The organism is Actinomadura bangladeshensis, from assembly GCF_004348335.1.
Classification (GTDB): Bacteria; Actinomycetota; Actinomycetes; order Streptosporangiales; family Streptosporangiaceae; genus Spirillospora; species Spirillospora bangladeshensis.
In genome coordinates, this window is record NZ_SMJW01000143.1 from 1 (window position 1) to 21,100 (window position 21,100).

Annotated in this window: 17 protein-coding genes; 13 read left to right on the forward strand and 4 right to left on the reverse strand. The window is 71.3% G+C overall.

From position 1 onward, the window contains the following. The first annotated feature begins 410 nt into the window (after nucleotides 1–410). Nucleotides 411–1,247: a helix-turn-helix domain-containing protein gene (locus E1284_RS24975; protein WP_131942569.1), complete on the forward strand. Its 837-nt coding sequence runs from the start codon at nucleotides 411–413 to the stop codon at nucleotides 1,245–1,247. After that, entirely contained in the window at nucleotides 1,225–1,392 is a 168-nt protein-coding gene (locus tag E1284_RS24980) for a DUF397 domain-containing protein (RefSeq protein ID WP_131942583.1), read from the forward strand. The genes E1284_RS24975 and E1284_RS24980 overlap by 23 nt, the downstream gene beginning before the upstream one ends. 48 nt (nucleotides 1,393–1,440) lie before the next feature. Here the strand turns inward: E1284_RS24980 and E1284_RS24985 are convergent, their stop codons facing one another. Beyond that, entirely contained in the window at nucleotides 1,441–3,402 is a 1,962-nt protein-coding gene (locus E1284_RS24985) for an HNH endonuclease signature motif containing protein (protein WP_243714736.1), read from the reverse strand. 718 nt (nucleotides 3,403–4,120) lie between these two features. Here E1284_RS24985 and E1284_RS24990 point away from each other — a divergent pair. Next, complete coding sequence (locus E1284_RS24990; protein ID WP_131942571.1) at nucleotides 4,121–4,417, forward strand: DUF1905 domain-containing protein; 297 nt, start codon at nucleotides 4,121–4,123, stop codon at nucleotides 4,415–4,417. Between the two features lie 79 nt (nucleotides 4,418–4,496). Here E1284_RS24990 and E1284_RS24995 read toward each other — a convergent pair whose 3' ends face one another. Beyond that, entirely contained in the window at nucleotides 4,497–6,017 is a 1,521-nt protein-coding gene (locus tag E1284_RS24995; protein WP_165965423.1) for a carboxylesterase/lipase family protein, read from the reverse strand. Between the two features lie 191 nt (nucleotides 6,018–6,208). Here E1284_RS24995 and E1284_RS25000 point away from each other — a divergent pair, with 191 nt between their 5' ends. Both E1284_RS25000 and E1284_RS25005 read left to right on the forward strand, forming a co-directional pair. Further along, a complete protein-coding gene (locus E1284_RS25000; RefSeq protein WP_243714734.1) occupies nucleotides 6,209–7,519 on the forward strand; it encodes an MFS transporter in 1,311 nt (436 codons plus the stop codon). Continuing rightward, nucleotides 7,519–9,294, forward strand: a complete 1,776-nt coding sequence (locus E1284_RS25005) for a glycoside hydrolase family 2 protein (protein WP_131942574.1) — start codon at nucleotides 7,519–7,521, stop codon at nucleotides 9,292–9,294. The genes E1284_RS25000 and E1284_RS25005 overlap by 1 nt, the downstream gene beginning before the upstream one ends. On the opposite strand, the gene E1284_RS25010 is transcribed toward E1284_RS25005, so the two are convergent. Beyond that, nucleotides 9,257–10,249 carry a DUF2804 domain-containing protein gene (locus E1284_RS25010; RefSeq protein WP_207923940.1) on the reverse strand — a complete coding sequence of 331 codons (993 nt, stop codon included), beginning with the start codon at nucleotides 10,247–10,249 and terminating at the stop codon, nucleotides 9,257–9,259. The genes E1284_RS25005 and E1284_RS25010 overlap by 38 nt on opposite strands. Nucleotides 10,250–10,425: 176 nt before the next feature. Between E1284_RS25010 and hpnC the strand changes: the two genes are divergently transcribed. The 6 genes from hpnC (at nucleotide 10,426) to hpnH (ending at nucleotide 17,713) form a co-directional block, all read left to right on the forward strand. Beyond that, entirely contained in the window at nucleotides 10,426–11,292 is an 867-nt protein-coding gene (gene hpnC / locus E1284_RS25015; RefSeq protein WP_131942575.1) for a squalene synthase HpnC, read from the forward strand. A 124-nt stretch (nucleotides 11,293–11,416) separates the two neighbouring features. Beyond that, entirely contained in the window at nucleotides 11,417–12,334 is a 918-nt protein-coding gene (hpnD, locus tag E1284_RS25020; RefSeq protein ID WP_131942576.1) for a presqualene diphosphate synthase HpnD, read from the forward strand. After that, the gene (gene hpnE / locus E1284_RS25025; protein WP_243714735.1) at nucleotides 12,331–13,650 is read left to right on the forward strand and encodes a hydroxysqualene dehydroxylase HpnE; all 1,320 of its coding nucleotides are present in this window, start codon (nucleotides 12,331–12,333) and stop codon (nucleotides 13,648–13,650) included. The genes hpnD and hpnE overlap by 4 nt, the downstream gene beginning before the upstream one ends. Nucleotides 13,651–13,773: 123 nt before the next feature. Then, nucleotides 13,774–14,784 carry a polyprenyl synthetase family protein gene (locus E1284_RS25030; RefSeq protein WP_207923941.1) on the forward strand — a complete coding sequence of 337 codons (1,011 nt, stop codon included), beginning with the start codon at nucleotides 13,774–13,776 and terminating at the stop codon, nucleotides 14,782–14,784. A gap of 17 nt (nucleotides 14,785–14,801) precedes the next feature. Next, nucleotides 14,802–16,706 carry a squalene--hopene cyclase gene (gene shc / locus E1284_RS25035; protein ID WP_131942578.1) on the forward strand — a complete coding sequence of 635 codons (1,905 nt, stop codon included), beginning with the start codon at nucleotides 14,802–14,804 and terminating at the stop codon, nucleotides 16,704–16,706. 2 nt (nucleotides 16,707–16,708) lie between these two features. Continuing rightward, the gene (gene hpnH, locus E1284_RS25040; RefSeq protein ID WP_131942579.1) at nucleotides 16,709–17,713 is read left to right on the forward strand and encodes an adenosyl-hopene transferase HpnH; all 1,005 of its coding nucleotides are present in this window, start codon (nucleotides 16,709–16,711) and stop codon (nucleotides 17,711–17,713) included. A gap of 105 nt (nucleotides 17,714–17,818) precedes the next feature. Here the strand turns inward: hpnH and E1284_RS25045 are convergent, their stop codons facing one another. Beyond that, the gene (locus tag E1284_RS25045; RefSeq protein ID WP_131942580.1) at nucleotides 17,819–19,801 is read right to left on the reverse strand and encodes a bifunctional phosphatase PAP2/O-acyltransferase family protein; all 1,983 of its coding nucleotides are present in this window, start codon (nucleotides 19,799–19,801) and stop codon (nucleotides 17,819–17,821) included. Nucleotides 19,802–19,994: 193 nt separating this feature from the next. On the opposite strand from E1284_RS25045, the gene E1284_RS25050 reads away from it, so the two are divergent. After that, the gene (locus E1284_RS25050) at nucleotides 19,995–20,657 is read left to right on the forward strand and encodes a PadR family transcriptional regulator (protein ID WP_131942581.1); all 663 of its coding nucleotides are present in this window, start codon (nucleotides 19,995–19,997) and stop codon (nucleotides 20,655–20,657) included. Between the two features lie 2 nt (nucleotides 20,658–20,659). Continuing rightward, nucleotides 20,660–21,100: DUF1707 SHOCT-like domain-containing protein (locus tag E1284_RS25055; protein ID WP_131942582.1), on the forward strand; the 441-nt coding region annotated here is incomplete at its 3' end.

Consider the following 21,100-nt stretch of genomic DNA (forward strand, 5'->3'; position numbering starts at 1 on the left):
CGTTGGTTTTCTGGCATGCTACGGTCCCCTTCACCTTTCGGATCCAGGTAAGCCATTAGACCCAGAAACCTCCCTTCAGTTCCTCCCGACTGAGCCGGGGATATGACAGAGCGCCTCGTGGCGCACACGCGTTGGTGACGAGTTCGCAGACCACGAGGCGCCCCACGTAGTCGTCCTCGATCCCCCACCCGGCGAACCGCTCCGCGACGAACCGTCGAGCGAGCCGGGGCGCCTGGTCATTGGGTTCGAGAACGAGCGGGGAGGCCCCCTCCGGGGCAAGTGCAGTGATCATCGCTGAGACCTTCGACGTGAGCTGTGTGCGAATCACGACACAGAGTCACGCGGTCACGCTAAGTTGGCATGCGTACGCAGCGCAGTCGAAACAACACGGAACGCGGAGGCCCTCCCCCATGGCCACCAACGAACCGCCGGACCCGAAGAGCAGCATGTGGTCCTTCGTCGCCTACTACTTGCGTTTCTGCCGCAACCAGCGCGGGCTCTCCGGCGAAGCGGTGGGACGCATCATCACTGCCAGCAAGGCGACCGTTTCACGCATCGAAAACGGCATAGAGCGCCTGGACGCGCAACGCGCGGCGCTACTCGACAAGGCGTGGGAGACGGGCGGGGTCTTCTCGATCCTGGTCTGGTACGCCAGCATCGGCCACGACCCCCAGTGGCTGGCCCAACTCTCGACCTTCGAGCAGCGAGCGCGGATCATCCGGATCTTCGAACCGCAGGTGATCACTGGCCTGCTCCAGACGGAGGAGTACGCGCGAGCCCTCCTGACTGGCGGAGGCGTGCCCGACCCCGAGCCGTTCGTGACCGAACGGATGAATCGAAAGAGCGTCCTCGACCGGGCATTCACCCTGGTGACGTTCAGCGAGACCGCACTGCGCTGGCCTGTGGGAAGCCCCCGCGTTATGCGGGAGCAACTCGCGCACGTCCTCGAAATGGCAGAGCGGCCGAACATCGTCGTCCACGTGATCCCGCAGACCTTCGAGACCGGCGCGCATCCCGGTCTGGACGGTGGCGTGAAGCTCGTCACGGGCGACGACTTCGGTGAGGTCGCCTACACCGAATCACTCGGTGGCGGTCGGCTTATATCGTCTCCCATAGATGTCGCGGAATACGCGATCCTTTTCACGCGGATATGTGCGAAGGCTCTCCCCGAGCACAGGTCCAAAGTCCTGATCAGGACGGCTATGGAGGCGTTCAGTGACGACGATGTGGCGCAAGAGCAGTCATAGCGGCACCCAGGCCGGGAGTGACTGCGTGGAGCTCGGCCGTCTTCGTGGGGTGATTGCCTTCCGGGACTCCAAGAACCCCGATGGACCCAAGGTGATCATGGGACGGGACGAGTTTGCGGCCCTCCTGGCAACCTTGAAGCACTGAGCTTCCCTCAATCCCCGCCCCCGTGGTGACCGTTCGGTCGGCGCAGCTCTATCGCCGGTCGGGGCGGACGATGTACCAGGCGCCCGATGGTGTGACCCAGATCAGCAGGCCGGGCCAGACCTGGACGAGTCGCCAGTCGGGGCGCTGTTTCAACCTGTGGTGGCGTCGGCAGAGGGGCGCCAGGTTGCAGAGGCACGTGATCCCCGGCCGCCACGGCACCGTGTGATCCAGGTCGCATCGGTGGGATGGCTGGTTGCAGCTCGGAAACACGCACGTGGCGTGCCGGGCTTCAACCTCCCGGCGCATCGCGGCGGACGGCCGGTAGCCGGGCCGCCCGTGCACCTCGTCGCCCCCTCTGCACGCCGCCTCACGGGCGTCGGCAAGCTCATGCCGGATGCGCTGCACGGCGCGGCGAACTGCACCTGGCAGCTCACGCGATGGGACACGACCGCTCACGTGGGCCAACCGCTGTCCGATCACGTCCGCCAGCATGAAGACCTCGGCATCAGCGCAGGCTCGAGCACCCCGGACGCCAGCACCATCGGCCTCGGCGGGAGCAATTCCGGACGACGACGCCACGGACACGCCGTCTGAGGCGTCCTCCGCCAAAGCCGGGTGATCAGGCGTACCAGGAAGGCCAGGAGCCGCATCATCTGAGCCCGGACTCAGCCGGCCGAGCGCACTCGCCTGCCCCTGAAAAGGATCGCCACGCACACCCGCCGGAACGGGAAGCAGGTGGCCGGGAACAGGGCCGACTCGACCGGGCACGCTCACATGAAGACGTCTCGCATCGCTGGACCCGAGGGCGAGGAGGTGGGGTGCAGTCGCATGGCCGCTCGCCATATCGCCAGGCTCCATCGCGAGAGCATTGGACGCGCTCACCTGCGCTGGGACGGGAGCCAAGTGATCGGGCAACGCGGCACCCCGACCAGACACACCCGCAACCACACCGACTACGTCATTGGAACCCGACTGGGCATCGTTCGCCGTCGCGCGCGGCGCACCGGCAGCCCGTCCCCCGTCACCAGCACCGGCTCCCATTTGCAGTGGATGTCCAGGGTGACCAGGCCGGTGGGGTGCAGAAGGAGTGGGTGCGCCCGTCTGCCGGAGGTCTGGACAACTATCCGCCTCCACGGAAGGGGAAGGTCGGAAATCGTTCGCCGGGACGGGCTGAGGGGTGTCGGCGCAGGTCTGGGTCAACAGGTCGCGGATCGCCTCGGGGAGAGGCGAGCCCTGGAGGAGTTGCTTAGCCAGGTCGGCTCGGATCGTGTTCAGAGGGCGGATGTCGCCCTCCGACTTGATGCCGTGCGCGGCGGCGGTGATCTTGTTGTAGATGGCGTGGGCGTCCTCGGCGGCAAGGTCGCACAGCGCCAGGTCGGAGGTCCCGGACGGGGTGTCCCACAGTTCCAGGCGCCGCTGCCGGACGGCTTCTCGCTTGCGTTCCGCGATGGCCTCCGGCGCCAGGCGCTGGACGATCCGCCTGATCTGGCGGCGGAGTTGCCCGGTGGTCTGGGTGGACGCCTTCTCCAGCGCCGCGACTTGCACCCGCTGGGTGACCTGCTCGGGAAGGCCCTCGGTCAGGTCGCTGATGACGCGGGCCTTTGCCAGGTCGACGCGTCCGGCTTCCAGTGCGGCACCAGTGTCGGCGAGAGGGCCGGTGAGCCGTTCGGCGAGATGCAGAAGGGTGGCCGAGGCGTTACTGGTGATCGTGAGGGCGGCGGCGACTTCTTCGGTCACCGAGTCGCGGGCCGACAGGATCCGGTAGTCGGGGTCGCCATCAGCCTCGGCACGTGCGCGGCGCTGGGTCAGTTCTGCGATGGCCGCCAATTCCCGGGCCTGCGCCCAGGAGGTCTGGCGGCGGGCCGCAGCCGCGACCTGAAGAAGTTCGTCGTCGGTCAGATCAGCCAGGCGCTCTTTTCCACCGGAGAGGCAGATGGCCAGTTGCGGCCCCGGAGGGAACCATTCCCGGTCTTCCCATTCACGCTGACTGCCAAGCACTACTGAGGGCATCGACACAGGAGGTCACCTCCAATCTGAATTCGCTCCTCAATTGTAGCGCGCCTCCGTCATTGACATTGACGACATTCTGGACACGCCACATTACTGTCACCTCTTATCTTCCGCTCTCGGCAACAAAAGGACGCTCCTTGCGGTCTGCGCTCATCCAACGGTCGGTCGCGGGCTGAGCACGGCTTTATCGGGGATGGGGTGGTTGCTCTAGGTGGACGGCTGAGGTAACCCCTGCAGCCTGGCGCAAAAGTCCAGCTAGTCACCGGCTGATGTCACGTTGGTTGCGGTTGTCGGGTTGGGGTTTTGTGCTCGGGTGAAGGTCAGGCACGGAGTCCGGGTAAAAGGCGCGCTTCGCGCGCCCTTCACCGACGACCGGGGCAAGGCCACCGCAACCGTCCGCCTACAGCAACCACACAAAAACCGGTAAAAAGAGAGACCTCAGCCCGACGCACACCAGACAGGGAAACGGCAGAGGCAAACCGGCGCGGGAAACGTGACCGCTACCAGCACCACAGATGCGGGCCCAGCCTCCAGCAACAACCACGCAGAACCGGACCCCAAAGAGAACGACATGAAGATCGACACGGTAAACGTGGCCACCACCTCGACGAGGCATAGATGCTGACCTTCGAGCAGCGATGAGTTCCGCCGACCAAGACGGTCTACCCCGAGTAGGACAGAACGACGGTGCAAGCTCGACCACCCGGGAGGACGTCAGATGACCACTGCTCAGCCCAAGAGCACGAAGCTCGACAAGGAGTTCACGGCCTGCTTGCAGAAGAGTCCTGCCAAGGGCGGGTGGACGTACGTCGTCTGGCCCGAGTCGGCGGCGTTCTTCCGGACGCGCGGGCTCGTCAAGGTCAAGGGCACCATCGACGGACACCCCTTCCAGGGCTCGTTCATGGCGCTCGGCGACGGCAACCACAAGCTGGCCGTGAAGGCGGAGATCCGCCGGGCGCTCGGCAAGGACGTCGGTGATGAGGTCACCGTCCACCTCGCCGAGCGCCTCGGCTAGCCGGTCACCAGGCCAGCCAGTCAGCGAGGCCGGCCGACCAGCACGTCAGCCAGCCAGCAGAGGCCAGCGGGTCAGCGGGTCAGAATCCGAGGTCGCTCCAGAAGGAGCAGTTGCTCGTCTTGGTGGTGTCGACGCGGTGGATGCCTCCCGCCCCAGGCGCCAGTGACAAGACGTCGTCCGACGACCGGAAGCGCGGCCAGTGCGGGGCCTGCCGCGCCGCGGGCTTGCCGTTGTGGGCGAACGACGTCCAGTAGCCGACCATGGCGTCGGAGAGCCGGGTCTGTTCCGGGTTCAGGTCTCCGAGCAAGCCCGGGAACAGGTACGTCAGCTCGCTGGCGTGCTCGGCGCCCTCCTCGAAACCGGGAAGGTCGAACAGCGGAGGAGCCGCACGGTCCGCGAACTGGTAGGCGTAGACGGGGACACCCGCACGCTTGAGCTGCTGGAACGCGTCCTGGTGCCGGCAAGCCGACAGTATCTCGTTGGAATCGGTCTGGAGTGTGGCGAGCGCGATCCTGGGGTCGGGGTAGTCCGCCGCCGGGTAGCGGGCCAGTATCGCGTCGGCGGCGGCGCCGTAGCTGGAGCGGACGATGTCCTCGTACTCCGCGGCGGTGATGGGGTTCGGGTAGGCGAGCGAGACGAACAGGCGCCACTCGTCCAGGGTGTTGCCGTGCATGACCGGCACCCGGTTGAAGCGGCCCCGTTCGATCGCCTCCGCGGGCTGCAGCGGCAGAACGCGGTCGCCGCCCGCGACGGGGCCGACGTTCAGGCCCTTGGCCTCGAAGACCTCCAGCAGCGTCTTGACCGGCACCGCGCGCAGGCACGCGGCGTCGGCGGCGGACGAGCCCTTGGCGCAGCCCACGGCCTCCGCGAACGTCGCTCCCTCGTCCTCGGCGGACGCTTCGGTGCGCACGGGCGCGACGCAGGTGAAGCTCTGCGCGATGACCTTCTGGAACAGGCCCGCGGCGGTGGGCGAGGCGAGGTTGGCGCAAGCGTCCTGGGCGCCGGCGGACTCGCCGAACATCGTCACGTTCCGCGGGTCGCCGCCGAAGGCCCTGGCGTTGCGCTGCACCCAGCGCAGCGCCGCCTGCTGGTCGAGCAGGCCGTAGTTACCGGCCTGGTAGCGGCGGTCGGCGCCGTTCTCCAGGCCCTCGTACGCGAGCCAGCCGAACGGGCCGAGGCGGTAGTTGACGGTGACCACGACGACGTCGCCGTCCATGGCGAGCTTGGCGGCGTTGTAGATGCTTCCGGCGCCGGTCACGTTGCCGCCGCCGTGCACCCACACCATGACGGGCAGGCCGCGCCGGTGGCGGCGCGCGCTGTCCGGTGTGGTGACGTTCAGGTAGAGGCAGTCCTCGGCGTAGGACGTCGGGCCGCCGTAGGGCGCGGGGAGTTGCGCGCACTGGTCGCGCGGGGCCGTGGCGTCGTAGACGCCCTGCCACGGGCGCGCGGGCTGCGGTGGCCGCCAGCGCAGGTCGCCGGTCGGCGGCGCGGCGAAGGGGATCCCCTGGAAGATCCGGTAACCGGACTGGGACTGGCCGCGTACCGGCCCGAGGTCGGTGCGGACGACGGCGGACGGTTCCGGTGCCGGCTGCTGGGCCATGGCCGGAGCGGCGGCTCCTCCTAAGAGAAGCGCGGACGCGAGCAACGGGATGGCGGTGAGCCTCACGAGGTCCCCTTTCGGCATGATCCTTCTGACGCCCCCCGATCACAAATGAGAACCCGTTTCCACAGAGGATGCAAGAGATCCGGTGCGTAGATCGTCCGGTAAGTGATCGTTGTACTGTTCCTCCCGTGACCCCGGACAACACCGTCTCGCTGGGACGACGGCTCTGGACGATGCTGGTCGTGCTCGGTTTCGTCGGGCAGCTCGCCTGGACGGTCGAGAACATGTACCTGAACGTGTTCGTCTACGACACGATCAGCGGGAACCCCGACGTGATCGCGGCGATGGTTGCGGCGAGCGCGGTGGCGGCGACGGTCGCGACGCTGACGATCGGCGCGCTGTCGGACCGGATGGGGCGCAGGCGCGCCTTCATCGCCGGCGGTTACGTGGTGTGGGGCCTGTCCACGGCGGCGTTCGGGCTGGTCAGCGTCGACACGGTCGCGGAGGTCGCGCCGTTCGCGGACGCGGTCGTGGTCGCGGCGGTCACCGTCGTCGCCCTCGACTGCGTGATGTCGTTCCTCGGCTCGGGCGCGAACGACGCCGCGTTCCAGGCCTGGGTGACGGACGTGACCCGGACCGAGAACCGGGGACGGGTCGAGTCGGTCCTGGCCGTCATGCCGCTGATGTCGATGCTCGTCGTGTTCGGCGGGTTCGACTGGATGACGCGGGACGGCCAGTGGTCGCTGTTCTTCCTCGTCATCGGGCTGATCATCGCGGTGGCCGGGGTCGTGGCATGGGTGTTCGTCCGCGACCGGCCGGTGCACGACACCGGCCGGCCCGCAGGCGGATACCTCACCGCGCTCGTCCACGGGCTGCGCCCCTCGGCGGTGCGCGCGAACCCGGGCCTGTACCTCGCGCTCTCGGCGTGGTGCGTGTGGGGGATCTCCACGCAGGTCTTCCTGCCGTACCTGATCATCTACCTGGAGCGGTACCTGAAGATCACGGGGTACGCGCTCGTGCTCGCCGTCGTCCTGACGGGCGCGTCGGCGGTCACCGTGCTGGCCGGGCGGATCATCGACCGGGTCGGGAAGGTCCGGTTCCTCGCTCCGGCGATCGCCGTGTACGCGGCGGGGCTGCTGCTGATGCCGCTCGCGCGCGGCATGGTCCCGGTGATCGGGGCCGGTCTGGTGCTGATGTCCGGGTTCATGCTGGTGCTGGCGCCGGTCGGCGCGCTCGTCCGGGACTACACGCCGCCGGGACGTGCCGGGCACGTGCAGGGGCTCCGGATGGTGTTCGCCATCCTCGTCCCCATGATCGTGGGACCGTGGCTCGGCGCCGCCGTCATCAAGGGCGCGGACGAGCGCTACGAGGAGCTCGGCGTGGTCAAGCACGTCCCGACCCCGGCCATCTTCCTGGCCGCGGTTGCCGTGCTGGTGCTGATCGTCCCGCCGGTGCTGGCGCTGCGCCGCAGGGACGCGCGGACGAAGGAGGCCGTGTGATGCTCACCAGGTGGGGCAGGGCGCTCGATCCGGACGCGGTGCTGCCGGAGTATCCGCGACCGCAGCTCGTCCGCGACAGTTACCTCAACCTCAACGGACGCTGGGAGTACGCGTTCGCCGAGTACTCCTCCGACGGCACCGAGCCGGCGGAGTACGACGGTGAGATCGTCGTGCCGTTCTCGCCCGAGTCGGCCCTGTCGGGCGTCGCCCGGCAGCTTCTCCCGGACGAGACGCTCTGGTATCGGCGGAGCGTCCGGCTGCCGGACGGGTTCCACCGGGAAGGCCACCGCGTCCTGCTGCATTTCGGCGCCGTCGACCAGACCTGCCGCGTGACGGTCAACGGCCGGGAGGCCGGACGGCACGAAGGCGGCTACCTCCCGTTCGGCTTCGACATCACCGATCTGTTGGAGGACGGCGCCGGCACGCTCGTCGTCGAGGTCCAGGACCCGTCCGACACCGGTGACCGCGGCTGGGGGAAGCAGAAGCTGAAGCGCGGCGGCATCTGGTACACGGCCCAGTCCGGCATCTGGCAGACGGTGTGGATCGAGTGCGTGCCCGAGGTGCACGTCGAGCGGCTGACGCTCGTCCCCCACCTGGACGAGTCGTGCGCAGAGGTGACGGTCCACGCCGCCGCCGGGACAGCCCGTATCGCGATTCACGCGGACGGCGATGTCGTCGCGCGCGCCGAATCGAACGCCGGCCAGCCCATCCGGATTCCGATCCCGGACGTCCGCCCCTGGAGCCCCGAAGACCCCTTCCTCTACGGCATCACGGTCGAACTCGGCACTGACCGGGTCGAGAGCTACGTCGGAATGCGGTCGTTCGGCGTCGGTCCCGACGAGGACGGCGTCCCGCGGCTGCTGCTCAACGGCCGCCCGTACTTCCACGCCGGCGTCCTCGACCAGGGCTACTGGTCGGACGGCATGTACACGGCGCCGTCCGACGAGGCGCTGGTGCACGACATCGCCACCATGAAGCGCCTCGGTTTCACCATGCTCCGCAAGCACATCAAGGTGGAGCCACTGCGCTGGTACTACCACTGCGACCGGCTCGGCATCCTGGTCTGGCAGGACATGGTGAACGGCGGCGGCCCGTACCGTCCCGAGGTCGTCACAGCACCCGCCGTGCTCCCGCTGCGCCTCGGCGACCGCAGGCACAAGCGTTTCGGACGTGACGACGCCGGCTCCCGCGCGCGCTTCCGCGAGGAGACGCGGGAGACGATCGAGCACCTGCGCAACGTGGTGAGCATCGCCGTCTGGGTGCCGTTCAACGAGGGCTGGGGCCAGTTCGACGCGGCCGACATCGCCGCCGAGGTCGGGGCGCTCGACCCCACCAGGACGATCGACCACGCCAGCGGATGGCACGACCAGGGCGCCGGCGATCTGCGCAGCCTGCACGTGTACTTCCGGAGGTTCCGGGTTCCCCGCCAGGGCACCCGCCGCAAGGACCCGCGCGTCCTCGTCCTCTCCGAATACGGCGGATACAACCTGCGGATCGACGGCCACGCGTTCAACGACAAGGACTTCGGCTACAGGCGCTACGACTCCGCCGCCCGCCTCGGCGCCGCGTTCGCGCGGCTGCACGCGGGGCAGATCGTCCCGGCGATCCCGCGCGGCCTCAGCGCGACCGTCTACACCCAGCTGTCCGACGTGGAGGACGAGCTGAACGGCCTCCTCACCTACGACCGCGAGGTCTGCAAGCTGCCCGAGGACCTGGTCCGCGCGGTGAACGCGCGCCTCACCAGCGCTGCCGGGCCTCCTCCGCCCACCCGGTGAGCCCGTCGACGTCGATCCAGGCGCCGTCGTCGGCCTGGACGCGCCCGCTGAAGTGCCCGAAGCACTGGTGGGTCTCGGTGCCGATGACGCCCAGTTCGGTGCGCGACACCTTCTCGTGGAAGGGACGGAACTCGACCTCGACCCGTTTCCCGCCGATCGTCCAGGGACGCAGCCAGTCGGACGTGTCGTAAGCCCAGGACAGCTCCTCGCCGATCTTGTGCAGACGCCCGTCCACGAAGATCGCGTTCTCGGTCATGCCGGTGCCGTCCGTCCACTTGCCGCCGAACTGCAGCGCCAGGCCCGGCCCGCTCGCCGCCGCCCAGTTCCACGTCATCCGGTAGGGCCACTTGCCGCGCCCGTGGTCGAGGACGGCGAAGGCCCCGTCCCCGATCTCGTGCTCCCCCGAAGGCAGCGTCAGCCGCCCGGCCACCGGACGCCCGACGTCCTTGACCGTGTACTGGAACCGCCGAGGCCCCCACGGGATCACCACGCCGAGCGACTCGTGCCCCTCCGGCAGCGGAATCTCCACATCGAGGTCGACCAGACCGGGCGCCAGGGCCCGCACCCGCGACCCCGACGGGCTCTGCCGGACGCCGACCGCCACTCCCCCGCCCCGCACGGACGCCTCACCCGCACCGCTGCGGTCGGGGAACACGGCGCCGCGCGCGAACGGCACCACGGCGTCCTTCGCGAACTCCTCGCCGGTCTCGCGGTCGAGCACCCACACGCCGTGCACCCCGGCGTAGTCGATCGACGAGGCCACCAGCCCGACGATGTGGCGGGGCGTGACGATGCCCCAGTACTCCCACCGCTTCACCCGGCCCCACCCGCGCAGGTTGGCACGGTGCAGCGGCGTCCGCGTCCAGCCGACCGCGTCCGGGTCGAGGCGCCCGTCCGGCAGGCACAGCTCGACGGGCTCGGTGATCTCACGCTCATGCGTCAGCTGGGTCGGCATGGCCAAAGACTATTGGGGCGGCCGTGACGGCATGCCTGCACGCCCCCTTGCCGCGCCGCTCCGCGGCGGCCGTGGCGCCGCTCCCTCTGCAACGGTTCAGGGGCAGGACACGCGGCGTTTAAATAAGTCCATACCTCGGCCAGAGTTTCTCTGGTGCCGTACCTGTCGATCTCTCCATGGTGATCATTGAACCGCCCTGGAGCGCCGCGGAGCACGATCGCGCGCTGGACCGGCTCGCGGCGCGGGAGAACTTTCCGGTGGCGGCGCGGCTGCTGCCCGCCCGGCACCGCGCCGATCTGCGGGCCGTCTACGGCTTCGCGCGGCTCGTCGACGACATCGGCGACGAGGCGCCGCCGGAGCAGCGGTCCAAGCTGCTCGGACTCGTGGACGACGACCTGGACCGGGTGTTCGCCGGCCGGACGCCGAACCTGCCGCAGCTGAGGCGGCTGGCGGGGACGGTGCACGCGCACCGCGTCCCCGCGGAGCCGTTCCGCGATCTCGTCCGGGCCAACCGGCGGGACCAGGTCGTCCACCGCTACGAGACGTTCGATGAGCTGAGGGGCTACTGCGCGCTGTCCGCCGCGCCGGTGGGACGCATCGTCCTGCACCTGTTCCGCGCGCACCGGCCCGCCCTGGTGGCGGCGTCCGATGACGTGTGCACGGCGCTGCAGGTCATCGAGCACTGCCAGGACGCCGGGCAGGACTACCGGGCCGGGCGCATCTACCTGCCCGGCGAGGACCTGCGGCGGTTCGGCTGCGCCGAGGAGGACCTCGGCCGCGCGGTGACGCCGACGCGGCTGCGCGGCGTGCTGGCGCTGGAGGCCGGCCGCGCCGCCGAGCTGCTGGACCGGGGCACGCCGCCGCTCATGGCCGGGCTGACCGGATGGGCGCGGATCGCGGTCGCCGGCTACGTGGCGGGCGGGCGCGCCGCGCTGTCGGCGCTGGCGCGCGGGCACTACGACGTCCTCGCGCGCCGGTTGCGCCCGCGGCGCGCGGCGGTGCCCGTCCGATGGGTGCGCGTTCTTGAAGGGGGACGGCGATGACGGTGGTGCCCAGAGCGCGCGCGAGCGCGCACGCACCGCACGGTCGAGGGAGGACGGCGATGACGGTGTCGCCCGGGGGGCGCGCGCGAGCGCGCACGCACCGCACGGTCGAAGGGGGGCGGCGATGACGGCGCTGGAGGCGTGCGAGCGGTCCGAGCGGGTGGTCGAGGCGTACCGGCACTGCGAGCGGGTCGTCCGCGAGGAGGCCCGCAACTTCTCCTACGGGATCCGGCTGATGCCGGCGCCGAAGCGGCGGGCGATGAGCGCGATCTACGCGTTCGCGCGCGGCATCGACGACATCGGGGACGGCCCCGAGCCGGCGTGCGTGCGGCTCGACCTGCTCGACCGGACGCGGCAGCGGCTGCTGACCGTCCAGGACGTGCTGCGGCGCCGCGCCGACGTCCGGGCGCTGGAGGGGCATCCGGTGCTGACCGCGCTGGCGGACGCGGCGGGCCGCTACCCGATCCCGCTGGAGGCGTTCGACGAGCTGATCGACGGCTGCGAGAACGACGTGCGGGGCGCCGACTACGACACCTTCGACGACCTGCTGCGCTACTGCCAGCGGGTCGCGGGGACGGTCGGGCGGCTGTCACTCGGGGTGTTCGGGTCGGACGGCCGGCAGCGCGCGGAGGGCCTCGCCGACTCGCTCGGCGTCGCGCTGCAGCTCACCAACATCCTGCGCGACCTGCGCGAGGACCGGCTGGCCGGCCGCACCTACATCCCCCGCGAGGACCTGGACCGGTTCGGCTGCACGCTGGAGCTGGACGAGTCGGGCACGTTCATCGACCCGCCGTGGCGGCTGAACAAGCTGGTCGGCTTCCAGGCGGAGCGGGCCCGCGCCTGGTACGCCGAGGGGCTGCGGCTGCTGCCGCTGCTGGACCGCCGCAGCGCCGCCTGCACGGCGGCGATGGCGGGCATCTACCGGCGGCTGCTCGACACGATCGCCGCGCAGCCGTCGATCGCGCTGCACAGCCGGGCCTCGCTGCCCACATGGCAGAAGGCCGTGGTGGCCGCGCGTGCGCTGTCGGGGGTGGAGCGGTGAGCGTCGTCATCGTCGGCGGCGGGCTCGCCGGCATCAGCGCCGCCATCGCGCTCCAGGAGTCGGGCGTGCCGGTGACGCTCGTGGAGTCCCGGCCGTGGCTGGGCGGCGCGACGCACTCGTTCGTCCGGGGCGAGCTGAGCGTCGACAACGGGCAGCACGTGTTCCTGCGGTGCTGCTCGGCGTACCAGGGGCTGCTGCGCAGGCTCCGCGCCGACCACCTGGTGGAGGTGCAGGACCGGTTCGACGTCACCGTCCTGCGGCCGGGCGCGGCGGCGGCGCGGCTGCGGCGGGCGCGGCTGCCGAGCCCGCTGCACCTGCTGCCCGCGCTGGCCCGCTACGCGCCGCTGGCGCCCGGCGACCGGCTCCGCGCCATGCGCGCCGCGGCCGGGCTGGGCCGCCTCGACCCCGCCGACCCCGTCCTCGACACCCTGTCGGCGGGGACGTGGCTGGCCGAGCGAGGGCAGCGGGCGTGGGCGCGGCAGGCGCTGTGGGGGCTGTTCATCACGGCCGCGCTCAACGCCGAGGTGGACGACGCGGCGATGGGCCTGTCGGCGATGGTGTGCCGGCGGGCGCTGCTGGGCCGCGCCGACGCCGCCGACATCGGGATCCCGCTCGTCCCGCTGGAGGAGCTGCACGGCGGCCCGGCGCTGCGCCGCATCGCCGAGATGGGCGGGACCGTCCGGCTGAAGTCGAAGGTCGAGGCCGTCACCACCGACCCGAAGGTGGTGGTGGACGGCGAGCCGATGGCCGCCGACGCGGTGATCATGGCGGTGCCGCACGAGGCGGCGGCGCGGCTGCTGCCCGCGCAGGCGCTGCCGGAGCCGCTGCGCTGGCCCGAGCTGGACGCGAGCCCCATCGTGAACGTGCACGTCGTCTACGACCGCAAGGTCATGGATGCCCCGTTCGCCGCCGCGGTCGCCTCGCCCGTCCAGTGGGTGTTCGACCGGACGGCGGTGAGCGGGCTGCGCCGCGGCCAGTACCTGGCGGTGTCGCTGTCGGCCGCCGACCGGTGGATCGACATGCCGACCGCCGAGCTGCGCGCCCGGTTCGTCCCGGAGCTGCGGCGGCTGCTGCCGGCCGCGCGGGGCGCCGCCGTCCGGGAGCTGTTCGTGACGCGGGAGCGGCGGGCGACGTTCCGGCAGCGTCCCGGCAGCGCCGCGGCCCGGCCGAGCGCGGCGACGCGGGCACCCGGGCTGTTCCTCGCCGGCGCGTGGACCGACACGGGCTGGCCCGACACGATGGAGGGCGCCGTGCGCAGCGGCCTCACCGCCGCACGCCTGGTCCGCCGCCACCTGGAGGGGGCGAGGGAGCGGTGACGCGCCCACCCGCCGGCGCAAGGACCGATCCGCCGCCGCCTGAAGGGGGCGGGGGCCGGTGACTTCTGCGTCTTCCTTCGGCTCCCGACCGATCCATCACCACTTGGAGGGGGTGAGGGGCCGGTGACTGCCGTTCCGGTCTCGATGACCGATGTCCGGGAGCTGGTCGACGGGGCGCTGCGCGCCGCCGTCGGCCGGCTCGATCCGCGCACCTACCGTGTCGCGGCCTACCACCTCGGCTGGACGGACGAGGAGGGCCGTCCGCGCAAGGCGCCCGTGGGGAAGGCGCTCCGTCCGGCGCTCGCCCTGCTCTCGGCGCGCGCCGCCGTGGCGCCGCCCGAGAGCGCACTGCCGGGAGCGGTCGCGGTCGAGCTGACGCACGCGTTCTCGCTCCTGCACGACGACATCATGGACGGCGACCGCACCCGCAGGCACCGTCCCGCCGCATGGACGGTGTTCGGCGAGCCGTCGGCAATCCTGGCCGGTGACGCGCTCCTCGCCCTCGCCGGCGAGGTCCTGCTGGAGGCGCCCGGCCAGGGCTCGGCGAAGGCGGCGCGCGCGCTGTCCACCGCCACGCGCCGCCTCATCGCCGGCCAGTCGCTCGACATGGACTTCGAGACGCGGCGGCAGATCAGCGTGGACGAGTGCGTGGCGATGGCGTCCGACAAGACCGCCGCGCTGCTGGCCTGCTCGTGCTCGATCGGGGCCGTCCTGGACGGGGCGCCGGAGTCGCTGTCGGACGCGCTCGAAGCGTTCGGCACGGAACTCGGCGTCGCGTTCCAGCTGGTGGACGACCTGCTCGGCATCTGGGGCGACCCCGCGACCACCGGCAAGCCGGCCATGTCGGACCTGCGGTCCCGCAAGATGTCGCTGCCGGTCGTGGCCGCGCTGAACTCCGGTACGCCGGAGGCGGCGAAGCTCGCCGAGCAGTACGCGCGGCCGGAGCCGTCCGAGGACGACCTGGCCGAGACCGCCGCGCTCGTGGAGGCCGCGGGCGGGCGCGCCTGGGCGGAGCTCGAGGCGGAGAGCCGCATCCAGCGCGCCGCCGAGGCGCTGCTGTCCGCCCGCCTGCCGGACTCCGTCCGCGCCGAGTTCCTCCGCATCGCCGACTTCGTCACCCGCCGGGACCACTGAGAGATCCGGAACTGCCGATGACAACGCTGGAAACACCGGAAACACCCGAGGCCGCCGCGCCGCGGACCGCCGCCGAGGCGCTGGAGGCCGCCCGCGACCACCTGCTGCTGCTCCAGTCCCCGCAGGGCTGGTGGAAGGGCGAGCTGCAGACCAACGTCACGATGGACGCCGAGGACCTGCTGCTGCGCGAGTTCCTCGGCATCCGGACGGACGAGGACACGGCCGAGGCGGCCCGCTGGATCCGGTCGCAGCAGGCGCCCGACGGGACGTGGGCGAACTTCCACGACGGCCCGCCGGACCTGTCCACGACCGTCGAGGCGTACGCGGCGCTGCGGCTCGCCGGCGACCTGCCGGACGCCGGGCACATGATCCGCGCCGCCGCCTACATCCGCGGCGAGGGCGGTGTCCCGGCGACCCGCGTGTTCACCCGCTTCTGGCTGGCGATGTTCGGCCGCTGGTCGTGGGACGAGCTGCCGGTCGTCCCGCCGGAGATGCTGTTCCTGCCGCGCTGGTTCCCGCTGAACGTCTACGACTTCGCGTGCTGGGCGCGGCAGACGATCGTCCCGCTGGCGGTGGTGGGGGCGCTGCGTCCCGTCCGGCCGCTGCCGTTCGGGCTGGACGAGCTCGTCCCCGACTACGACGTCCCGCGGCCGGGGAAGCGGAGGCCGACCGGCTGGGGCGCGGCCTTCGGGGCGCTCGACAAGGCCCTGCACGTGCACCAGCGGCACGCGGCCCGGCGGCGCCCGCTGAAGGGGGTGCGGGACGCGGCGCTGCGCCGCGCCGGCGAGTGGATCGTCGCACGGCAGGAGCGGGACGGGTCGTGGGGCGGCATCCAGCCGCCGTGGGTGTACTCGCTGCTGGCGCTGCACCTGCTCGGCTACGGCCTCGACCACCCGGTCATCCGGCGCGGCCTGGACGGGCTCGAGCGGTTCACGATCCGGGACGAGCGGGGGCGGCGGCTCGAAGCGTGCCAGTCCCCCGTCTGGGACACCGCCCTCGCGATGAACGCGCTCGCCGACGCGGGCCTGAACGCCGGGCATCCGGCGCTGGAGCGGGCCGCGGAATGGGTGATCGGCGAGGAGGTGCGGGGACCCGGCGACTGGTCGGTGCGGCGCCCCGGCCTGCCGCCCGGCGGATGGTCGTTCGAGTTCGACAACGACGTCTACCCCGACGTCGACGACACCGCCGAGGTCGTGATCGCGCTCGACCGCGTCCGGCACCCGAAGGCGGAACCGGCGATCGAGCGGGGCGTCCGCTGGATGGCCGGGATGGTGTCGGCGGACGGCGGGTTCGGCGCGTTCGACGCCGACAACACCCGCACGCTGTGCCGCAAGCTGCCGTTCTGCGACTTCGGCGAGGTCATCGACCCGCCGTCCGCCGACGTCACCGCGCACGTCGTGGAGGCGCTGGCGCACCGGGGCATGGCCGACTCGCTGCTCGCCAAGCGGGCCGTGGTGTGGCTGCTGAAGGCGCAGGAGCCGGACGGCTCCTGGTTCGGCCGGTGGGGCGCCAACCACGTGTACGGGACGGGCGCCGTCGTCCCTGCGCTGATCGCGGCGGGCGTCCGGCCGGAGAAGCCGGTGATCCGGCACGCGGTCGGCTGGCTGGCGCGCCACCAGCGCGACGACGGCGGCTGGGGCGAGGACCTGCGCTCCTACCGCGACCGGTCCTGGGTCGGGCACGGGACGTCGACCGCGTCGCAGACCGCGTGGGCGCTGCTCGCGCTGCTCGCCGCCGGCGAGCGCGGCCCGGTCGTCGAGCGCGGGATCCGCTGGCTCGTCGAGCACCAGCGCCCGGACGGAACCTGGGACGAGGAGCACTTCACCGGCACCGGGTTCCCCGGCGACTTCTACATCAACTACCACCTGTACCGGCTGGTGTTCCCGCTCTCGGCGCTGGGCCGGTACCTGAAGGGATCCTGACCATGGGGATGCCACTGCGGCAGAGCCTGCGCGTCGGCGGATACGTCCTGCGCAACAAGCTGGCCGGGCGGACGAAGTACCCGCTGATCATGGAGCTGGAGCCGCTGTACGCGTGCAACCTGGCCTGCGCGGGCTGCGGGAAGATCCAGCATCCCGCGGACGTGCTGAAGCAGCGGATGCCGGTCGAGCAGGCGATCGCGGCGGTCCGCGAGTGCGGGGCGCCGATGGTGTCGATCGCGGGCGGGGAACCGCTCATGCACCCGCAGATCGGCGAACTGGTCGAGCGGCTGGTCGCGATGAAGCGGTACGTGTTCCTGTGCACGAACGCGGCGCTGATCCCGAAGAAGATCGACCGGTTCGAGCCGTCGCCGTACTTCGCGTGGGCCGTCCACATCGACGGGCTGCGGGAGCGGCACGACGCGTCCGTGTGCAAGGAGGGCGTGTTCGACCAGGCGGTCGAGGCGGTGAAGATGTGCCAGGAGCGCGGGTTCCGGGTCACGACGAACACGACCGTGTTCAACACCGACACGCCGCAGACCGTCATCGACGTCCTCGACTATCTGAACGACGACCTGCGCGTCGACCAGATGATGATCTCGCCGGCGTACGCCTACGAGAAGGCGCCCGACCAGGACCACTTCCTCGGCGTGCAGGAGACCCGGAACCTGTTCGCGAAGGCGTTCGCGGACGGCCGGCGCAAGCGCTGGCGGTTCAACCACTCGCCGCTGTTCCTCGACTTCCTCGAAGGGAAGGTCGACTTCCCGTGCACGGCGTGGGCGATCCCGTCGTACTCGCTGAAGGGCTGGCAGCGGCCCTGCTACCTGATGGACGACGGCTACTGCGACACCTACCGGGAGCTGCTCGACACGACCGACTGGGACGCCTACGGCCGCGGCCGCGACGACCGCTGCGCGAACTGCATGGCGCACTGCGGCTACGAACCCACGGCCGTCTTCGCGACGATGAACTCCCTCAAGGAATCCCTGCGCGCAATGCGCACCGTCTGAGCAGCTCGCACCGCCGGGCTGCTGAAACTCATCGCGGAGGCGCTCGGGCTCGCCGGCGGCGAGCGTCCGAGGGGCCGTTGGCCGGGGGCGTCCTGCGCTGCTGGGCTACTCGGGCTCGTCGCGGAGTTCTTCGATGACGTCGTGGACGGCGTCCATGAAAGCGTCGGCGTCGTCGGCGAGTCCGGGGTCGAGGGAGACGCCGAAGCACAGCTCGCGGTCGACGCCGAGCGCGGCGATCGCGAGCGGTGCGCCGGGCGCGAGCGGGACGATCGGGTAGACGGCGGTGAGCGGCGCGCCGGCGAGGCGCAGCGGCTTGTCCGGCCCCGGCAGGCTCGACACGGTGCCCTGCAGGAAGCGGCCGCTGTAGGACATGCGGGCGAAACGGGCGTGCAGCGGGCCGGGCATGACGCGTCCCGCCTGCCACATCACGAACCAGGCGGCCTGCGCGCGGGTACCGGACCGCAGCACGCGGCTGCGCTCGGCGATCAGCGCGAGGCGGTCGGGCTCGGCCATCTTGCCGACGGGCAGGTCCACCATGACGGCGGTGGTGTGGTTGCCGACCATCGCGCTGCCGGGCGGCCGCATCATGAGCGGCACGGCGACGCGGCAGGTGTCGGGCCGTCCGTCATCCTCGCTGACGACGCGGTTCAGCGCGCCCGCGACCGCGCACAGCACGACGTCGGTGACCCTGGCGTCGTAGCGGCGCCCCACGTCCCGGACCGTCGCGAGCGGCAACTGCATCGAGCTGAACCGGCGCTCGGACGTCCCGCCGGCGGGCAGCCGCTCCGGCTTCGTGACGGCGGTGGCGAGCTGGCCGAGGCCGACCACGGTCGCGAGCGCCTTCTGGAACGGCTTGTGCGGGAACCGGGCGCCGAGGTTGTCGGGCGGCGGCTCCATCAGGTACATGGCCTGCGCGACGATCCCGACGCCGTCCGCGACGACGTGGTGCATCAGGTAGACGACGGCGGTGCGGCCGGGCTCGGCGCCCTTCATGACGACCATCCGCCACGGCGGCCGGTCGAGCGGCAGCCGCTCCGACTGGATCTCGGCGACGGCGGCGCGCAGCCCGGCCATCCCGTCGACGTGCCGCTCGGCGACGTGCCATGCCCAGTCGACCGGGTCGTGGTCGCGCCAGACGGGGCGGCGCCAGCGGCCGCGGCGGACGAGCCGCTGCCGGAAGCGGGGCAGTCCGGGGAGCCGCTCGCGGATGACGCGGACGAGGTCTTCGCGTCCGACCTCGCCTTGCGAGGTGTCGAGCATGATGACGCCGCCGGCCTGCTGCGGCGCCGCGGGCGTCTCCACGGAGAGGAAGAAGGCGTCGGGTCCCTGGACGCGGCCGACGGACGGATGGGCGATGCGCTCGGCGATGTACACAGAGACCACCACAAAGGGTACGGCGGCCACCGCGTCCACGAGGAAGTGGTTCGCGGTCGCCAGGATGACGTAGAGGGTAAGAAGGATGTGCCCGACGTTCAACCACTGCACCCACCGCTTCGCCTTCACGCGGGCGAGCTCGACGCCGACCCACAGCGTCCAGGCCATGTGCAGGGAGGGGACGGCGGCGTACCGGTCGGCGTGCTCGACCATCGGCGAGCCCCACGACCCCCATGTGCGGCCCTCGAGGACGGTGTCGACGAAGCCGAGGCCGGGTATCAGCCGCGGCGGCATGACGGGGAAGAGGGCGAAGCAGGCGAGGCCGGCCAGGTTGAGCATGACGAACGCGTTGCGGGCCGTCCGGTACCGCTCGGGATGGCGGAGGAATAACCAGGTCAGCAGGACCAGCGCGCTCGCGATGTAGGTGATCGCGTACTCGTAGTTGGCGAGGACGCGGAGGGCCGGCTGGTCCGCCAGCCATCCGTTGAGGGCCGGCTCGATGTCGATGTGCAGGGCCTGCTCGAACCGGTACAGCATCTCCCCGTGGCCGCGGGCCGCCGCCTGCCTGGACTGCTCCGGCAGCATCGTGACCAGGGAGTACACCGCGAAGAGCGCCAGGCCGAGCAGCAGCTCGCTCCCGGCGCGGGGCCTGCGGCCGGTGGCGTCCGGTGTGCGGACGGCCTCTCGCGCGGTCAGCGCCTCATGTGTGCCCATCGTCCCCCTCGCACCAGAGAGGTACCCAAGATTCGCCAAAGCAGGTATCGGAGATCATGCCCGGTTCGCTCACAGCGAAGCCTGCCCAGATCGGCGGAATCTCCCGGAACCTTCTGGCTCATCCGTACGTCTTCGATATATCGTTGTCGTATCGCGAGGGATCATAGAGAGATCTCAGAAGGTGGTGCAGAACATGGGACACATGCACGGGCACGGCCCCTGGGGCCGCGGCGACTTCCCGAACCTCGGCGCGCTGTTCGGCGGCGGTGCCCCGTTCGGCGGCGGGCCCGGCGGATTCGGCCACGGGCCCGGCCCGCGCCCCCCGTGGGCGCGCGGGCGCGGCGGTCCGTGGGGACGCGGCCCCGGCGGCGGCAGGGCGCGCAAGGGGAACGTCCGCGCGGCGATCCTGGTGCTGCTGGCCGAGGAGCCGCGCAACGGGTACCAGATCATCCAGGAGATCAACGAGCGCAGCGGCGGGGCGTGGAAGCCGAGCCCCGGCGCCGTCTACCCGGCCCTCCAGCAGCTCGCCGACGAGGGCCTGATCGCCGGGGACGAGTCCGGCGGGCGCCGCACCCACCACCTCACCGACGAGGGCCGCGGCTATGTCGAGGAGAACGCCGACCGGCTCGCCGAGCCGTGGGCGGAGATGACGCCCGAGTTCGGCGAGGGCGTCCCCGAACTGTTCAAGCAGGCCGCGCAGACGGGGGCCGCGGTGATGCAGATCGTCCACTCCGGCTCGCCCGGCCAGGTCGCGCAGGCGAAGGACGTCCTGGCGGAGACCCGGCGCAGCCTGTACCGCATCCTGGCCGACGACCTGGAAGACCCGGGGCCGACGGCCGCCGACGACGAGGAGTAGAGATGGCACGCCAAGACGAGATCCGCATCGGCGACGCCGAGCGCGACGCCGTCATGGTCGCCCTGCACGACCACTTCGCCGAGGGACGCCTGGACCGCGGCGAACTGGACGAGCGGCTCGACGCCGTCCTGTCCGCCAAGACGTGCGGCGACCTTCGCACCCTGGTCAAGGACCTGCCGTCCCCGACCGGCCTGCCCGAACCAGAGAAGACGCCGGCCTACGGCGCACCCCTCGTGTTCGGCGGCCAAGGGCACCCCGCGTGGCAACACCACCGCCACATGGCCCGCCACCACCGCGGCCCCCGCTTCCCGGCCTTCCCACTCCTCCTGGCGGTGTTCCTGGTACTGACCTTCACGATCGGCCCGGGCACGGGCTTCCTGGCCGTCCTGCAAATAGCCCTGGTCATCTGGATGATCCGAGCAATAGCCCGCCCCCTCCGAACC

What these genes read in the sequence shown, in the direction of transcription:
- hpnH (WP_131942579.1), top strand. Translation starts at nt 16,709, where the DNA reads ATGGGGATGCCACTGCGGCAGAGCCTGCGCGTCGGCGGATACGTCCTG.
- E1284_RS24975 (WP_131942569.1), top strand. Translation starts at nt 411, where the DNA reads ATGGCCACCAACGAACCGCCGGACCCGAAGAGCAGCATGTGGTCCTTC.
- E1284_RS25010 (WP_207923940.1), bottom strand. Translation starts at nt 10,249, where the DNA reads ATGCCGACCCAGCTGACGCATGAGCGTGAGATCACCGAGCCCGTCGAG.
- E1284_RS25045 (WP_131942580.1), bottom strand. Translation starts at nt 19,801, where the DNA reads ATGGGCACACATGAGGCGCTGACCGCGCGAGAGGCCGTCCGCACACCG.
- E1284_RS24995 (WP_165965423.1), bottom strand. Translation starts at nt 6,017, where the DNA reads ATGGCCCAGCAGCCGGCACCGGAACCGTCCGCCGTCGTCCGCACCGAC.
- E1284_RS24990 (WP_131942571.1), top strand. Translation starts at nt 4,121, where the DNA reads ATGACCACTGCTCAGCCCAAGAGCACGAAGCTCGACAAGGAGTTCACG.
- hpnC (WP_131942575.1), top strand. Translation starts at nt 10,426, where the DNA reads ATGGTGATCATTGAACCGCCCTGGAGCGCCGCGGAGCACGATCGCGCG.
- E1284_RS24980 (WP_131942583.1), top strand. Translation starts at nt 1,225, where the DNA reads ATGTGGCGCAAGAGCAGTCATAGCGGCACCCAGGCCGGGAGTGACTGC.
- shc (WP_131942578.1), top strand. Translation starts at nt 14,802, where the DNA reads ATGACAACGCTGGAAACACCGGAAACACCCGAGGCCGCCGCGCCGCGG.
- E1284_RS25050 (WP_131942581.1), top strand. Translation starts at nt 19,995, where the DNA reads ATGGGACACATGCACGGGCACGGCCCCTGGGGCCGCGGCGACTTCCCG.
- E1284_RS24985 (WP_243714736.1), bottom strand. Translation starts at nt 3,402, where the DNA reads ATGCCCTCAGTAGTGCTTGGCAGTCAGCGTGAATGGGAAGACCGGGAA.
- hpnD (WP_131942576.1), top strand. Translation starts at nt 11,417, where the DNA reads ATGACGGCGCTGGAGGCGTGCGAGCGGTCCGAGCGGGTGGTCGAGGCG.
- E1284_RS25005 (WP_131942574.1), top strand. Translation starts at nt 7,519, where the DNA reads ATGCTCACCAGGTGGGGCAGGGCGCTCGATCCGGACGCGGTGCTGCCG.